12 protein-coding genes are annotated in these 14,897 nt (G+C 65.1%); 4 read left to right on the top strand and 8 right to left on the bottom strand.

The window, feature by feature from the left end:
* Nucleotides 1-60: 60 nt before the first annotated feature.
* From A6723_RS00540 to gbcA, 3 genes are all read right to left on the bottom strand, one after another.
* Nucleotides 61-591, bottom strand: coding sequence for a 4-vinyl reductase (locus tag A6723_RS00540; RefSeq protein WP_015479613.1), 531 nt, complete (start codon nt 589-591; stop codon nt 61-63).
* A gap of 170 nt (nt 592-761) precedes the next feature.
* The gene (locus A6723_RS00535; RefSeq protein WP_054909635.1) at nt 762-1,739 is read right to left on the bottom strand and encodes a dipeptidase; all 978 of its coding nucleotides are present in this window, start codon (nt 1,737-1,739) and stop codon (nt 762-764) included.
* A gap of 633 nt (nt 1,740-2,372) precedes the next feature.
* Complete coding sequence (gbcA, locus tag A6723_RS00530) at nt 2,373-3,662, bottom strand: glycine-betaine demethylase subunit GbcA (RefSeq protein WP_054909636.1); 1,290 nt, start codon at nt 3,660-3,662, stop codon at nt 2,373-2,375.
* Nucleotides 3,663-4,087: 425 nt separating this feature from the next.
* Between gbcA and gbcB the strand changes: the two genes are divergently transcribed.
* The gene (gene gbcB, locus A6723_RS00525; protein WP_054909637.1) at nt 4,088-5,191 is read left to right on the top strand and encodes a glycine-betaine demethylase subunit GbcB; all 1,104 of its coding nucleotides are present in this window, start codon (nt 4,088-4,090) and stop codon (nt 5,189-5,191) included.
* 235 nt (nt 5,192-5,426) lie between these two features.
* Here gbcB and fusA read toward each other — a convergent pair whose 3' ends face one another.
* The gene (gene fusA / locus A6723_RS00520; protein WP_054909638.1) at nt 5,427-7,475 is read right to left on the bottom strand and encodes an elongation factor G; all 2,049 of its coding nucleotides are present in this window, start codon (nt 7,473-7,475) and stop codon (nt 5,427-5,429) included.
* A 924-nt stretch (nt 7,476-8,399) separates the two neighbouring features.
* Here fusA and A6723_RS00515 point away from each other — a divergent pair.
* Nucleotides 8,400-8,717 (top strand): heavy metal-binding domain-containing protein, encoded by a 318-nt coding sequence (locus A6723_RS00515; protein ID WP_037012683.1) that lies wholly within the window; start codon nt 8,400-8,402, stop codon nt 8,715-8,717.
* A 369-nt stretch (nt 8,718-9,086) separates the two neighbouring features.
* Here the strand turns inward: A6723_RS00515 and A6723_RS00510 are convergent, their stop codons facing one another.
* From A6723_RS00510 to A6723_RS00495, 4 genes are all read right to left on the bottom strand, one after another.
* A complete protein-coding gene (locus A6723_RS00510) occupies nt 9,087-10,133 on the bottom strand; it encodes a low specificity L-threonine aldolase (RefSeq protein ID WP_024767033.1) in 1,047 nt (348 codons plus the stop codon).
* A gap of 75 nt (nt 10,134-10,208) precedes the next feature.
* A complete protein-coding gene (locus tag A6723_RS00505; RefSeq protein ID WP_139092868.1) occupies nt 10,209-10,637 on the bottom strand; it encodes a hypothetical protein in 429 nt (142 codons plus the stop codon).
* 119 nt (nt 10,638-10,756) lie between these two features.
* Complete coding sequence (locus A6723_RS00500; protein WP_054909640.1) at nt 10,757-11,437, bottom strand: hypothetical protein; 681 nt, start codon at nt 11,435-11,437, stop codon at nt 10,757-10,759.
* Between the two features lie 65 nt (nt 11,438-11,502).
* On the bottom strand, nt 11,503-12,030 hold the full coding sequence (locus A6723_RS00495) for a hypothetical protein (RefSeq protein WP_054909641.1): 528 nt from the start codon (nt 12,028-12,030) through the stop codon (nt 11,503-11,505).
* A gap of 238 nt (nt 12,031-12,268) precedes the next feature.
* Between A6723_RS00495 and glyA the strand changes: the two genes are divergently transcribed.
* Both glyA and A6723_RS00485 read left to right on the top strand, forming a co-directional pair.
* The gene (glyA, locus tag A6723_RS00490) at nt 12,269-13,522 is read left to right on the top strand and encodes a serine hydroxymethyltransferase (protein WP_054909642.1); all 1,254 of its coding nucleotides are present in this window, start codon (nt 12,269-12,271) and stop codon (nt 13,520-13,522) included.
* Between the two features lie 123 nt (nt 13,523-13,645).
* Entirely contained in the window at nt 13,646-14,896 is a 1,251-nt protein-coding gene (locus tag A6723_RS00485) for a sarcosine oxidase subunit beta (RefSeq protein ID WP_024766973.1), read from the top strand.
* The last annotated feature ends 1 nt before the right edge of the window (nt 14,897 follow it).

Genomic DNA, 14,897 nt, shown 5'->3' with positions numbered 1-14,897 from the left:
GTCTGGCGGCCTTGCGGCTGCTTGTTCGCGAGCAAGCTCGCTCCTACAGGGAGCGAAAGATCAGAGGGGTTTGACGACGAACAGGCCGTCGTCGTGGCCTTCCTCGGCGCCGCTGTAGACCTGCTCGGCGACGGTGCGGATATCGCTGCCGCGCGCCTGGAGAATCTGGTCCATGGCGCCGGCGAACCAGCCGGTGAACATGTAGTCGACCTTGCGGTTGACCTTGCCGTAGACGTAGACGAAGGCCGAGTGCTTCAGGCGAACCTGGGCGGTGCCCTTGTCGAGGTCGATCTGCTCGATCTGGAACAGGCCCCAGCCGCGCTGGGACAGGCGCTTCATGTAGTGCTCGAAGACTTCCACGCCGACCAGGCCGTGGCACTCCGCTTCCTTCTCGCACCAGTGCCAGGCGGACTTGTAGCCGGCCTTGTAGAGGATTTCGGCGTAGCGCTCGGCGCCCAGCTCTTCCTCGATGCCCATGTGGTTGTTGACGAAGAAGTGCCGCGGTACGTAGAGCATCGGCAGGGCGTCGGTGGTCCAGACACCGGTTTCGCTGTCGACTTCGATGGGCAGTTCGGGGGCGTGTTTGGCCATGGTGGCAAGACTCCAGAATTCGTGTGTGCGGTTGCCCTCTCCCCAGCCCTCTCCCTTAAGGGAGAGGGAGCTATCCGTGCATGCGGAGGATCAGGTGCATGCCGGCGGCTCTGCTCCCCTCTCCCGCTTGCGGGAGAGGGGCTGAGGGAGAGGGCGCTGTTGAGGTTGAATCACTCGCCCCAGACGTCTTTGAGGACGCGCACCCAGTTCTCACCCATGACCTTGCGCACCACGCGCTCGGGCATGCCGCGCTTGAGCAGGGTTTCGGTGAGATTGGGGAATTCGCCCACGGTGCGGATGCCCAGCGGGTTGACGATCTTCCCGAAGTTGGTGAGGCGGCGGGCGTAACCCTTGTCGTGGGTCAGCCACTCGAAGAAGTCCTGGCCGTGGCCCTGGGTGAAGTCGGTGCCGATGCCGATGGCGTCCTCGCCGACGAGGTTCATCACGTACTCGATGGCTTCGGCATAGTCGTCGATGGTCGAGTCGATGCCCTTGGCGAGGAAGGGCGCGAACATGGTCACGCCGACGAAGCCGCCGTGGTCGGCGATGAACTTCAGCTCGGCGTCGGACTTGTTGCGCGGATGTTCCTTCAGGCCCGACGGCAGGCAGTGGGAATAGGTGACGGGCTTCTTCGACTCGAGGATGACTTCCTCGGACGTCTTCGAGCCGACGTGGGACAGGTCGCACATGATGCCGACGCGGTTCATCTCCGCAACGATCTCGCGGCCGAAGCCGGAGAGGCCGCCGTCCCGCTCGTAGCAGCCGGTGCCGACCAGGTTCTGGGTGTTGTAGCACATCTGCACGATGCCCACGCCCAGTTGCTTGAACACCTCCACATAGCCGATCTGGTCCTCGAACGCATGGGCGTTCTGGAAGCCGAAGAGGATGCCGGTCTTGCCCTGCTCCTTGGCCTTGCGGATGTCGGCGGTGGTGCGCACCGGGATGACCAGGTCGCTGTTCTCGCGGATCAGCTTCTGGCTGGCGACGATATTGTTCACCGTGGCCTGGAAGCCTTCCCACACGGAGACGGTGCAGTTAGCGGCGGTCAGGCCGCCCTTGCGCATGTCCTCGAACAGCTCGCGGCTCCACTTGGCGATGATCAGGCCATCGATGATGATGCTGTCGGCGTGGACTTCGGCTGGGCTCATCTTGGCGTACCTCTTCTCAGGCTTGGCGCGCCGGGGCTTGTGCCGACGCTTTGCAGGCAGGATATCCCTGCCCCCCGAGGCGACCCGGTTCGAAAACGACCAGGGTCGACCCGAAAGCGTCAACCTCACGACATGGGCGACAGCGTTTGCGTCGCGCTGGGGAATGTGTGGTGCGGAACCCCATGTGCTGCAGGGTTCGCAGTACCTGTAGGAGCGAGCTTGCTCGCGAATGCTCTTCGTTGCGGGACGCGGCGTGAGAGCTGAAAGCGCCCTCTCCCCAGCCCTCTCCCTGAAGGGAGAGGGAGCGGTCCTGATTTCGCGGAAAGACCAGCGTCAACCAGCGAGCACTTGATCTGCCCGCTGCACGAACAGTCCCCTCTCCCTTCAGGGGGAGGGTTAGGGAGGGGGTATTTCGTCGGCGGCACCTGGCCCGCCGGGGGACATTCGCGAGCAAGCTCGCTCCTACAAGTAACGCTGCACCAGGGCGATTTCAGCGCTTGCGCCAACAGGCGAAGAGGTTCCACGCCACCAGGCCGGTGACGAAGGCGGAGCTGCTGTAGAAGAGCATGGCGTCCAAGTGGATTCCTCTTCAACGGCAGCGCCCCCGCAAAGGGGGCGCTGGGTGGCGGGGGCTTACTTCTCGGCGACCAGGCGCGCGTGGGCGGATTCCTCGCCCAGGTTGTTGAGCATCCGCTCGCTGTACCAGTCGAGGAAGTTGATCACGCCGAACTCGTAGGTCTTGGAGTACGGCCCCGGCTGGTAGGCGGTGGAGTTGATGCCACGCTGGTTCTCTTCGGCCAGGCGCCGGTCCTGGTCGTTGGTGGCGTCCCAGACTTCGCGCAGGCGCGCCACGTCGTAGTCGACACCTTCCACCGCATCCTTGTGCACCAGCCACTTGGTGGTGACCACGGTCTCCTGCGCACTGATCGGCCAAACGGTGAAGACGATCAGGTGGTCACCCATGCAGTGGTTCCAGGAATGCGGCAGGTGCAGGATGCGCATAGAGCCCAGGTCCGGGTTCTGGATGCGGCCCATGAGCTTCTTGCTGCCCTGCTTGCCATCCATGGTCATGGACACGGTGCCCTGCAGCAGCGGCATGCGCACGATGCGGTTGCGCAGGCCGAAGCTGGCGTGGGCGTAGGGAATCTTCTCGGCATCCCAGGCGGTGGTGCAGGCCGCGACCTGGTCCTTGAACGCCTGGCTGGCGCGCGGGTCGGTAACGTCGTCCCACTCCAGCAGGGTGTTCAGCAGCTCCGGGTGCGAGCCGTTGCAGTGATAGCACTCGCGGTTGTTTTCCAGCACCAGCTTCCAGTTGGCCTTTTCCCGCAGCGTGGTCTGCACCGCTACCTTGGTGTTCTCCATGTCGTACGGCTCCATGTAGTGGTCGAGCGTACGCAGGAAGTCATCGATGGCCGGCGGGTTCTCCGACAGCGAGATGAAGATGTAGCCGCCGGCGGTCTTCACATTCACCGGCTTCAGGCTGTAGTCCTTCATGTCGAAGTCCGCGCCCATCTCGGTGCCGGCGAACAGCAGGCGGCCGTCCAGTTCGTAGGTCCACTGGTGATAGGGGCAGACCAGCTTGGCGACCTTGCCCTTGTCGCTGACGCACAGGCGCGAACCACGGTGGCGGCAGACGTTGTGGAAGGCGTGGATCTTGCCCTCGGCGCCGCGCAGCACGATGACCGGGTTGTCGCCGATCTGCAGGGTGAGGAAGTTGCCCTTGGCGGGGATCTCGCAGGTCATCCCGGCGATCAGCCACTCCTTGTGGAAGATCTCCTGCATGTCCAGCTGGAACAGGCGCTCGTCGTTGTAGAAGGGTTGCGGCAGCGAGAAGCTGTGGTCGCGAGTGCGCAGCATCTCGGCGGTGGCCTTGCGGGCCGGTTCCAGCGGATCGCCCAGACTCAGGGTAGTAGTGACGTCCATTGCTAGGTCCTCATGCCGCAGCCTGTTTGGCTGCCGGCGGAAATAAGTGGCTGATACGGTGTGCCACGCAGGGCATTTGCGGCAGGTGTCAGGCGCGCCGAGTGCGCCGTTTCCCGCCGTCTCGCTCAACCTGGGGGGTTGCTCGGCATGGAGCTGAGTGTGGGGCCGCGCCCCGTAGGAACCCTTATCCATGGGCGACACGGCCACATCATTTCCCGACGCGCAACGGCACGTCCCAGGCGGCAGGTCGCGATAAGCATGCAAATGTCGCTGGCAGGTAAATGCACCGGCCATCCTCGTGCACACAATCCGCCCTATCAGGCATGCCGACAGGCCCCGTGCTTGCTGCGTCCCTCGACGCCGGCAAGCGGGCCCCGGCGCTGCCCCATCAGGCCCAGCACGGCCCGCGTGCGCGGAGAGACAGCATGTCGACGAACACCTTCCTCAACCCGGTCAACACCCAGACCTGGGCCAACGGCCGCCACCTGGTGCGCTGCGTGAAAGCCATCCAGGAAACCTGGGATGTGCGCACCTTCTGCTTCATGGCCGACGCGCCGATCATGTTCTTCTTCAAGCCCGGCCAGTTCGTCACCCTGGAACTGGAGATCGACGGCCAGCCGATCATGCGTTCCTACACCATCTCCAGCTCGCCCTCGGTGCCGTACAGCTTCTCCATCACCATCAAGCGCGTGCCCGGCGGCAAGGTCTCGAACTGGCTGCACGACAACCTGAAGGAAGGCGACCAGATCCCGGTGCACGGTCCGGTGGGCAACTTCAACGCCATCGATTTTCCCGCGGAGAAGGTGCTGTTCCTCTCCGGCGGCGTCGGCATCACCCCGGTGATGTCCATGTCGCGCTGGTTCTTCGACACCAACGCCAACGTCGACATGGTCTTCGTGCACAGCGCGCGCACGCCCAAGGACATCATCTACCACCGCGAGCTGGAGCACATGAACTCGCGGATCAACAACTTCAAGCTGTACCTGGTCTGCGAGAAGTACGAGATGGGCGAGTCCTGGGCCGGCTACCGGGGCTTCCTGAACAAGGCGATGCTGCAGCTGATGGCGCCGGACTACCTCGAACGCGAGGTCTTCTGCTGCGGCCCCACCCCCTACATGCACGCGATCAAGCGCCTGCTCGAAGCCGAAGGCTACGACATGTCGCGCTACCACGAGGAAGCCTTCGGCCCGACCCCACCGGAAGTGCGCGCCGACGTGAAGGAACTGGCCGCCGAGGCCGCCGAAGCGCCAGCCGTGCCGCTGGCCGAGCAGAACCTCGTGGAATTCTGCGAAACCGGCAAAAGCATCCGCGTGGCGCCGGGCGAGACCGTCCACGCCGCCGCTGCCCAGCTCGGCCTGCACATTCCCAAGGCCTGCGGCATGGGCATCTGCGGCACCTGCAAAGTAATGAAGCGCTCCGGCGAGGTGGAGATGGAGCACAACGGCGGGATCACCGACGAAGACGTCGCCGAAGGCTACATCCTGTCCTGCTGCAGCGTGCCCAAGGGCGATGTGGTGATCGAGTACTGATCACAGGCTGCCCCCATCCGTCCCACACGTTACCCACCGAGTTATCCACAGGACAGAGGTGTCCCGGCGCAAGCCTGGAGACACCTCCGGCCGACCCGAATGGCCGCCTCGATCCCGCCTGCAACCCGCATGCCACGTGGCTTACAGCAGACTGGCGAAGCCATTGTGGCGACGCGTGAAAGCGCACAGGCACGGGCCTTTGCGGCGCCCGCCTGCGACAACTATCCACATTCGTTCAGTCTTCTTCCGGGGTTGCCTTGTAGCCACTGGACAGGCGCTGCTGCACGTCCTGTGGGACAGCGCTGTAATGGCTGGAGGAAAGGCTGTAGAGCCCCTGCCCGGCGGTAATGGATTTCAAGCGATTGGCGTAGCCGTCCATCTCCGCCAGCGGGACCTGGCCACGCACCAGCGCGACGCTGGCCGACAGCGACTCGGTACCCAGCACCTGGCCCCGGCGGCCGGTGAGATCGGCGGTGATATCGCCCAGATGCGACTCGGGCGTCGTCACCTCGATCTGCATCACCGGCTCCAGCACGATGCCCCCGGCATTGCGCAATGCATCGAGCATGGCCTTGCGCCCCGCGGCCTGAAAGGCGATGTCCTTGGAATCCACCGAATGGCTCTTGCCGTCGAACACCGTGACCTTGACGTCTTCCACCGGGAAGCCGGCCAGCGGCCCGGCTGCCAGCGCCGAGCGCACGCCCTTTTCCACCGAGGGGATGAAGTTGCCGGGGATCACCCCGCCCTTGATCGCATCGACGAAGGCGAAGCCCTCGCCGCGCGGCAGCGGCTCGATGCGCAGGTACACCTCGCCGAACTGCCCCGCTCCGCCCGTCTGCTTCTTGTGCCGGCTGTGGCCCTCTGCCGCTCGCGTGGCGGTCTCGCGGTAAGGGACGGCCGGCGCGCGGGTCTGCACCTCCAGCTTGTATTGCCCGGCCATGCGTTCCAGCAGGTAGCGCAGGTGCATCTCGCCCATGCCGCGCAGCACGGTCTGCTGAGTCGAGGCGTTGTAATCCAGGCGCACACAGGGGTCTTCGGCCTGCAGGCGCTGGAGGATTTCCGCCAGGCGCTGCTCGTCGCCGCGGCGGCTCGCCTCGATGGCCAGGCCCTGCATCGGCTCGGGAAAGTCCAGGGGCTTGAGGTGGATATGGTCCTCATCGTGGGAATCGTGCAGCACCACCCCGTACTCCAGTTCGTCGACCTTGGTCAGCGCGCCGAAGTCCCCCGGGATCAACCACGGCGCCTCCTCGTGCTTCTTCCCCTGCAGGCGCAACAGGTGTCCGACCTTGAACGGTTTGCGCCCGTCGCCGGCGAACAACTGCATTTCCCGGCGCACCGTGCCTTGGTGCACGCGGAATACGGCCAAGCGGCCGACGAAGGGATCGATCACCACCTTGAACACGTGGGCCAGCACATGGGCCTTGGGGTCCGGTTGGCAGGTCACCGGGTGTTCCTTGCCCTTGTCGTCGGTGCGCAGGAACAGCGGCGGGTTGCCTTCGCCGGGGTTGGGCGCGAGGCGCGCGAGCATGTCGGCCAGCTCCGGCACACCGGCACCGGTGCGGGCGGAAACGAAGCACAGGGGAATCAGGTGCCCTTCTCGCAGCGCGCGCTCGAAGGGTTCGTGCAGCGCCTCGGGCGCCACCTCACCCTCCTCCAGGTAATGCGCCATCAGCGCCTCATCCACCTCCACCACCTGGTCCACCAGCGCCTGGTGCGCCTCGGTCACGGAGGAGAAGTCAGCCTCGCCGTCGGGATTGAAGAAGCAATCCACAACCCGCGTGCCGCCCTCGGCGGGCAGGTTGAGGGGCAGTACTTCCTTGCCGAACGACTCGCGCAAACCCGCCAACAGGGCCGGCAGGTCAACGCGTTCGGCGTCGATCTTGTTCACTACCAGCATCCGGCACAGGCCGCGTTCGCCGGCCCAGTCCATCATCCGCCGCGTGGACAGCTCGATGCCGTTCTGCGCATTCACCACCACCAGCGCAGTTTCCACCGCAGCGAGCGCCGGCAGCGCGTGGCCGATGAAGTCGGGATAACCGGGGGTGTCGACCAGGCGGATGTGTGCGCCCGCGTGCTCGAAGTGCGCCAGTGCGGCGGCCAGGGAGTGGTGGTATTCGCGCTCCATGGGGTCGGAGTCGCAGAGGGTGTCGCCGCGCTCCAGCGAACCCATGCTGGGGATTGCGCCGGCATGCTGCAGCAGCGCCTCGGCAAGCAGGGTCTTGCCGCTGTCACCGTGGCCGACCAGGGCCACGGTGCGGATCTGTTCCACCGAGTAACTGGACATGCTGAATCTCCCGCCCCCAGGGTTTCTGCCCGCCGTGGCTAAATTATAGGCAGCCTCCCCCAGGGCCCTGGACAAATATTGATCAACCCCCGCGGGAGCCATAGGGAGCGGGGCTCGCAGCGATCCATCCACAACCCGCCCACAAGTTCCTGGCAGAACGCTGCACAGCCGATGTGGAAAACTCGTCCGAAAATCCGCTGAAAGCCAGTAACGACGCCACTTTCGCCATTTGATCAAAAAACGTACTGAGACGAGGACGGCGCGCCGTGCGCGGCCTCCAGCGATCTGGGTACAGCTTGTCCACAGCTTCCTCGAGATTCGCCCCACAGCCATTGTGGAAAGTTTTACGCCGCTCCCGCCGGCCGGGAAAAGTCGCTGTGGATCAATTGCTTGCCCCCTGGCTGGTCAATCCTTGAGCAAGGCGGTGAAACCCACGGCAGGCGTGGCACGGAGGATGTTTTCCACAGGAGGCACACAAACGGGTCAACACAAACCGGGGATAGCGGAGGAAAGATCGTGCACAGACTATTTGCCGAAATCGATACACAGGCTCCCAAGTGGTTGAAAAGAAGGAGTTGATCAGAAAACAGCCAGATCCAGGCAAGCCAGGCACCACCAGCTCCGCAGGCACCTCCCAACAGGTTTTCCACAGGTTGGGCAAGCGTGCCTCCACAGCAGCTGTGGAGATCTCCCCAACGCTCACTTCTACCTCTGCAAGCCACGAATAGCGGGCACCTTGCGAAAATGAGCGACGATTTTCCAGTCTTCACGAAAGTGCCACGGGACTGTCATTTTCCACCAGGTTGTCCACAGCTTTATCACAAGGTTTCCCCGGTATCTTCGCCAAATGCTGAAACACAGCCGGCGCGGCCTTCCCCAGGGTGCAGGGCTATGCTGGATTTCCCCAGCAGAGGAGCCAATCCCATGATCCTGACCACCACACCCACCATCGAGGGCAAGACCATCCAGGAATACCGCGGCATCGTGGTCGGCGAGGCGATCCTCGGCGCCAACGTGTTCCGCGATCTGTTCGCCGGCCTGCGCGACATCATCGGCGGCCGCTCCGGAGCGTACGAGAAGGAGTTGGGGCGGGCGCGGGAGATCGCCTTCGAGGAGCTGCAGGAACGCGCCGAGGAGCTGGGTGCCAATGCTGTGGTCGGCATCGACCTGGATTACGAGGTGGTGGGCCAGAACGGCAGCATGCTGATGGTCAGCGTGAGCGGGACGGCGGTGAAGATATAGAAACCCTGCTTGTGCTCCGGGAGGTCCGTGCCTTGCATTCCCCTCACCCCAGCCCTCTCCCTCAGGGAGAGGGGGCAATCCGTGCCGGCTGAGACCACCGTCTCATCCTGTGCCAATCGCTCCGTGGAGAGTGAGCCCCCTTGTAGGAGCGAGCTTGCTCGCGAACCGCAGTCCGCCTGATTCCACGGTGTGAAGCGAGGCTACGGATGTTCGCGAGCAAGCTCGCTCTTACCATCAACCCGCGCCGCTCAAATATTGACCAGACCTGTGCAGGCCAGTCCGCCCGCGGCCTGCAAGCATTCATCCACAGGTTGGGGACAGGTTGCCCGTGCAACCGTCCCCAGCGCCTGGGGACAACTCCGGCGCCCTTCAGCCTGCCGCCATGACCTTGCGAATGTCAGCGGCCAGTTCCTCGACCCGCTCGATCTCGGTGTCCCACGAACACATGAAGCGCGCGCCGCCGGCACCGATGAAGGTGTAGAAGCGCCAGCCGAGCTGACGCAGGGCTTCCAGCGCCGGTTCGGACATCTGCAGGAACACGCCGTTGGCCTCCACCGGGAACATCAGCTGCACGCCCGGCACGTCGGCGACGCGCTCGGCCAGCAGTTGTGCACAGCGGTTGGCATGGCTGGCGTAATGCATCCAGGCGTCGTCCTGCAGCACGCCCACCCAGGGCGCGGCGAGGAAGCGCATCTTCGAGGCCAGTTGGCCGGCCTGCTTGCAGCGGTAGTCGAAGCCTTCGGCCAGCTCGCGGTTGAAGAACAGGATGGCCTCGCCCACCGCCATGCCGTTCTTGGTACCGCCGAAGCACAACACCTCGACACCGGCCTTCCAGGTCAGCTCGGCCGGGGTCGCGCCGAGGAAGGCGCAGGCATTGGAGAAGCGCGCGCCGTCCATGTGCAGGTGCAGGCCCAGCTCGCGGCAGGTGGCACTGAGCGCCTGCAGCTCATCCGGGCGGTAGACGGTGCCGACCTCGGTGGCCTGGGTGATGGTGACCACGCGCGGCTTGGGATAGTGGATGTCCTGGCGCTTGAGTGCGATCTCGCGGATCGCTGCCGGGGTCAGCTTGCCCTGGGCGTCGGTGCGCGCCAGCAGCAGCTTGGAGCCGTTGGAGAAGAACTCCGGCGCACCGCACTCATCGGTCTCGACGTGGGCGGTCTCGGCGCAGATCACACTGTGGTAGCTCTGGCACAGGGCCGCCAGGGCCAGGGAGTTGGCGGCGGTGCCGTTGAAGGCGAAGAAAACTTCGCAGTCGGTCTCGAACAGCTCGCGGAAATAGTCGGAGGCACGGGCGGTCCACTGGTCGTCGCCGTAGGCGCGCTCGTGGCCGCGGTTGGCCTCGGCCATCGCCGCCCAGGCCTCGGGGCAGATGCCGGAATAGTTGTCGCTGGCGAACTGTTGGGTGTTGTCGGTCATGGGGCTGCCTCGGGACTGCGCAGAAATGTCAGTCAGCAGCGTAGCGAAAACCCCGCCTCTCGTGCAGCCGGACTCTTACAGCCGCTGGTTCACGTAGGCGCTGACGAACTGCTTGGCATCCTGGGTCGCCGACAGCTGCTGGTCGTAGCAGACTTTCCGGGCATTGCTTTCGCCGGGGAGCATCACTTCACCGCAGTCGCCACGCAGCACCAGGGCGATAGGTTCCCTGTCCTGGGAATGCAGCTTGAACAGGGATTCGTCGAGCAGGCTGAGGCCATCCATTCGATGGATGCGCATGTTCCATGCGTGGGCCACCCCGCCGATGCGCACCAGGAACATATTGGCCTTGCGCGGGCCAATCTGTTCAAGCCAGACCTTGACGCCGCCCGCACCGCTGTAGGCCTTGACCTCGGGTGCGGGTTGCGCAGGCATCTGCGTCGCATGGCCGGCCAGCGAAAACGCTGCTGCCAGCAGCAGGGGCAGGTTTCTCAATCTGCAGTTCATGGTCCTCCACCTCGGCCTCTGGCGATCGGTAATGAGCGATGCCGAGAATCTTCCTAAGAACTAGGTGAGATGGAGGATCAGAAACCGGGATGACTTCCTGTCAGATATCTCTCTATCTGTCAGGGCAGCTTGGTCAGCGCCATCTGCTCGGAAACCGGCATGAACAGCTCGCGCAGGGACTGGGCGGTGCCGCCGTTGGGCTTGTCCGGCGAGGTCATGTTGAGCACGTAGCGGCCCTTGATCAGCCCCGTCAGGCTCGATTCGCCGGCCTTGTCGTCCGGGCCCGGCACGCTGATGGCGAGCGGGTCGCCCATGCGGGTGCTGTCGATCACCGGCAGGTACTGCTCGCCGCCGAACTGCGCGGCGGTGCCGTTCTGCAGCGCGGCCTGGCGCGCCTGGTTGAGCAGCGAGACGTTCTTCGCGGTGGTGTCGCGCAGCTTGGCCTGGGCGGCCAGGTACTGCTTGGCGGCCTCACCCTGCTGGTCGGCGCCCGGCGCCGGCAGGCCGGTGTCGGTCAGGGTCACGACCAGTTGCTGGCTGCCATCGGCCTTGCCGTAGACGATGGTGGCACTGTCATAGCCGCATTCGCGGGACAGGTAGGGATAGCCGTAGACGGCCTTGGTCGGCGGCAATGCGCGCTCCAGTTCATGGCCGGAACAGCTGTCGCCAGCCGGGGTGGCGGCAGCGGCGGTGCTGGCAGCCTCGGGCGCTTCGGCCTTGGCGGGTTTGCTGTCGTCACCACAGCCCTGCAGCGTCGCGGTGAGCAGCAGGGCGGAAAGCAGAGTCAGGGAACGGTTCATGGCGTCCTCGCATTTCGTGAGGGCCGCAGTTTAGTCCCTTGGCCGGGCGGTTCCTATCCGCAGCTTCATTGCGCGGGTTTGCAGAGCCAGCGACCGGCTCTCTCGTCGAAGCCCGCGTCAATGACTGCGAGCCCATCGCCGCGCGACTCCAGGCAGAAGGTCTTCATGAACGTCGCCCGTGCGCCGTCCCCGCGGCTGTCGTGCCCACCAACGGTGACGCTGTACATGCCTGCTTCCAGGGGCCGGGCCGGAGTTTTCTCGGTGAAGCCGGGGATCGCCTGGCCGTAGGCGAAGCAGGTGTCGCTGCGCAGCGGCACGCCCTGGGCCGGCTCGATACTGGAAGACGCCCAGAACGGCTCGTAAGGCTCGCGGGAGACCTCGATGTAGTGCACCGCTACCTGTCGCTCATCCACCTTCAGCGTGCGGTTGAAGAACAAACCGGGCGACTTGAACGCCGCGCCGCCGAAGCACAGCGTCCCGCCCTGCATCCAGACATTGGCGTCGCCGTCGAACAGGCGCGACATGCCCCAGGCCGAACCCATCGACACCAGCAGGGCAAGGCCCAGCGACCCCCATAGAAAGAAGCGCTTCATCCGCATGACTCCACCAGCCACGCCGCCCTGGCGCAGGCATGTCGCATTCTGACCAGCCGCCGCGAGCAATTCCACGCACCCGGTCGCTTTTGCGCCTGTCGCGGCATGTCGCAAACGCACCTACCCGCGACGTGCGCAGGCATCTGGACCGGCTGGGCCAGTCATACCATCGCTGCCATGGGGGCCACTCGGCTCCGTACCGGCCATGGCGCTTCCGGGCGCCGCAGGGAGACCAGCGATGTTCAGCAAGCACGACCAGATCCAGGGCTATGACGACGAACTGCTCGCGGCGATGAATGCCGAGGAGTCCCGCCAGGAGGACCACCTCGAACTGATCGCCTCGGAGAACTACACCAGCAAGCGCGTCATGCAGGCCCAGGGCAGCGGGCTGACCAACAAGTACGCCGAAGGCTATCCGGGCAAGCGCTACTACGGTGGCTGCGAGCATGTGGATAAGGTCGAGCAACTGGCCATCGACCGCGCCAAGCAGCTGTTCGGCGCCGACTACGCCAACGTGCAGCCGCACTCCGGCTCCTCGGCCAACTCTGCCGTGTACCTCGCGCTGATCAACGCCGGCGACACCATCCTGGGCATGAGCCTGGCCCATGGCGGCCACCTGACCCACGGCGCCAAGGTGTCGTCCTCCGGCAAGCTCTACAACGCCGTGCAGTACGGCCTGAACACCGACACCGGGCTGATCGACTACGACGAAGTCGAGCGCCTGGCCGTGGAGCACAAGCCGAAGATGATCGTCGCCGGCTTCTCCGCCTACTCCAAGACGCTGGACTTCCCGCGCTTCCGCGCCATCGCCGACAAGGTTGGGGCGCTGCTGTTCGTCGACATGGCCCACGTTGCCGGCCTGGTCGCCGCAGGCCTGTATCCGAACCCGCTGCCCTACGCCGACGTGGTCACCACCACCACCCACAAGACCCTGCGCGGCCCGCGCGGCGGCCTGATCCTGGCGAAGTCCAACGAAGAGATCGAGAAGAAGCTCAACTCCGCCGTCTTCCCCGGTGCCCAGGGCGGCCCGCTGATGCACGTGATCGCCGCCAAGGCGGTGTGCTTCAAGGAGGCGCTGGAGCCCGGCTTCAAAGACTACCAGGCGCAGGTGATCAGGAACGCCCAGGCCATGGCCAAGGTATTCATCGAGCGTGGCTACGACGTGGTCTCCGGCGGCACCGACAACCACCTGATGCTGATCAGCCTGGTGAAGCAGGGCCTGACCGGCAAGGAAGCCGACGCCGCCCTCGGCCGCGTCGGCATCACCGTGAACAAGAACGCCGTGCCGAACGACCCGCAGAGCCCGTTCGTCACTTCCGGCATCCGCATCGGTACGCCCGCCGTCACCACCCGTGGCCTGAAGGAAGAACAGTGCCGCGAGCTGGCCGGCTGGATCAGCGACGTGCTGGACCACCTGGGTGACGCCGACGTCGAGGCCAAGGTGGCGACCCAGGTCGCCGGGCTGTGCGCGGACTTCCCGGTCTACCGTTGAGATTCCCGGCAGGGCTCTTGTAGGAGCGAGCTTGCTCGCGAACGGCCTCACAGCGGGGCTGGTTCGCGAGCAAGCTCGCTCCTACAGGGGCGGCACGGCGACTAGAGATTTTAGGAGCACCCCATGCAACGCTACTCCGGCTTCGGCCTGTTCAAGCACTCCCTGAGCCACCACGAGAACTGGCAGCGCATGTGGCGCACGCCCACGCCCAAGCCGGTGTATGACGTGGTCATCGTCGGCGGTGGCGGGCACGGCCTGGCGACGGCCTACTACCTGGCCAAGGAGCACGGCATCACCAACGTCGCGGTGGTCGAGAAGGGCTGGCTGGGTGGCGGCAACACCGCGCGCAACACCACCATCGTGCGTTCCAACTACCTGTGGGACGAGTCGGCGCTGCTCTACGAACACGCCATGAAGCTATGGGAAGGCCTGTCCCAGGACCTGAACTACAACGTCATGTTCTCCCAGCGCGGGGTCTACAACCTCTGCCACACCCTGCAGGACATGCGCGACGGCGAGCGCCGCGTCAGCGCCAACCGACTCAACGGCGTGGACGGCGAGTTGCTCAATGCGCAGCAGGTGGCCGAAGAGATTCCCTACCTGAACTGCACCAAAAGCGCCCGCTACCCGGTCATGGGCTCCACCGTGCAACGCCGTGGCGGCGTGGCCCGTCACGACGCCGTGGCCTGGGGCTTCGCCCGCGCCGCCGACGCCCTGGGCGTGGACCTGATCCAGCAGACCGAAGTGATCGGCTTCCGCAAGCAGGATGGTGCAGTGATCGGTGTCGAGACCAACCGCGGCTTCATCGGCGCCAAGCGCGTCGGCGTGGTCACCGCCGGCAACTCCGGGCACATGGCGATGCTCGCCGGCTTCCGCCTGCCGATCGAATCGCACCCGCTGCAGGCGCTGGTCTCCGAGCCGCTGAAACCCATCATCGACAGCGTGATCATGTCCAACGCCGTGCACGGCTACATCAGCCAGTCGGACAAGGGCGACCTGGTCATCGGCGCCGGCATCGACGGCTACAACGGCTACGGCCAGCGCGGCTCCTACCCGGTTATCGAGCACACCCTGCAGGCCATCGTCGAGATGTTCCCGGTGCTGTCGCGCGTGCGCATGAACCGCCAGTGGGGCGGCATCGTCGACACCACCCCGGATGCCTGCCCGATCATCGGCAAGGCCCCGGTGAAGAACCTGTTCTTCAACTGCGGCTGGGGCACCGGCGGCTTCAAGGCTACCCCCGGCTCGGGCAACGTCTTCGCCGCCACCCTTGCCAAGGGCGAGCCGCACCCGCTGGCCGCGCCCTTCTCCATCGAACGTTTCCACACCGGCGCACTGATCGACGAACACGGCGCTGCGGCCGTAGCTCACTAAG

Origin of the sequence: Pseudomonas sp. AU11447 (genome assembly GCF_001672555.2) — a bacterium.
Lineage (GTDB): Bacteria > Pseudomonadota > Gammaproteobacteria > Pseudomonadales > Pseudomonadaceae > Pseudomonas > Pseudomonas nitroreducens.
The sequence above is the reverse complement of the archived record's forward strand: the minus strand, read 5'-3'. Positions and strand labels throughout refer to the sequence as shown.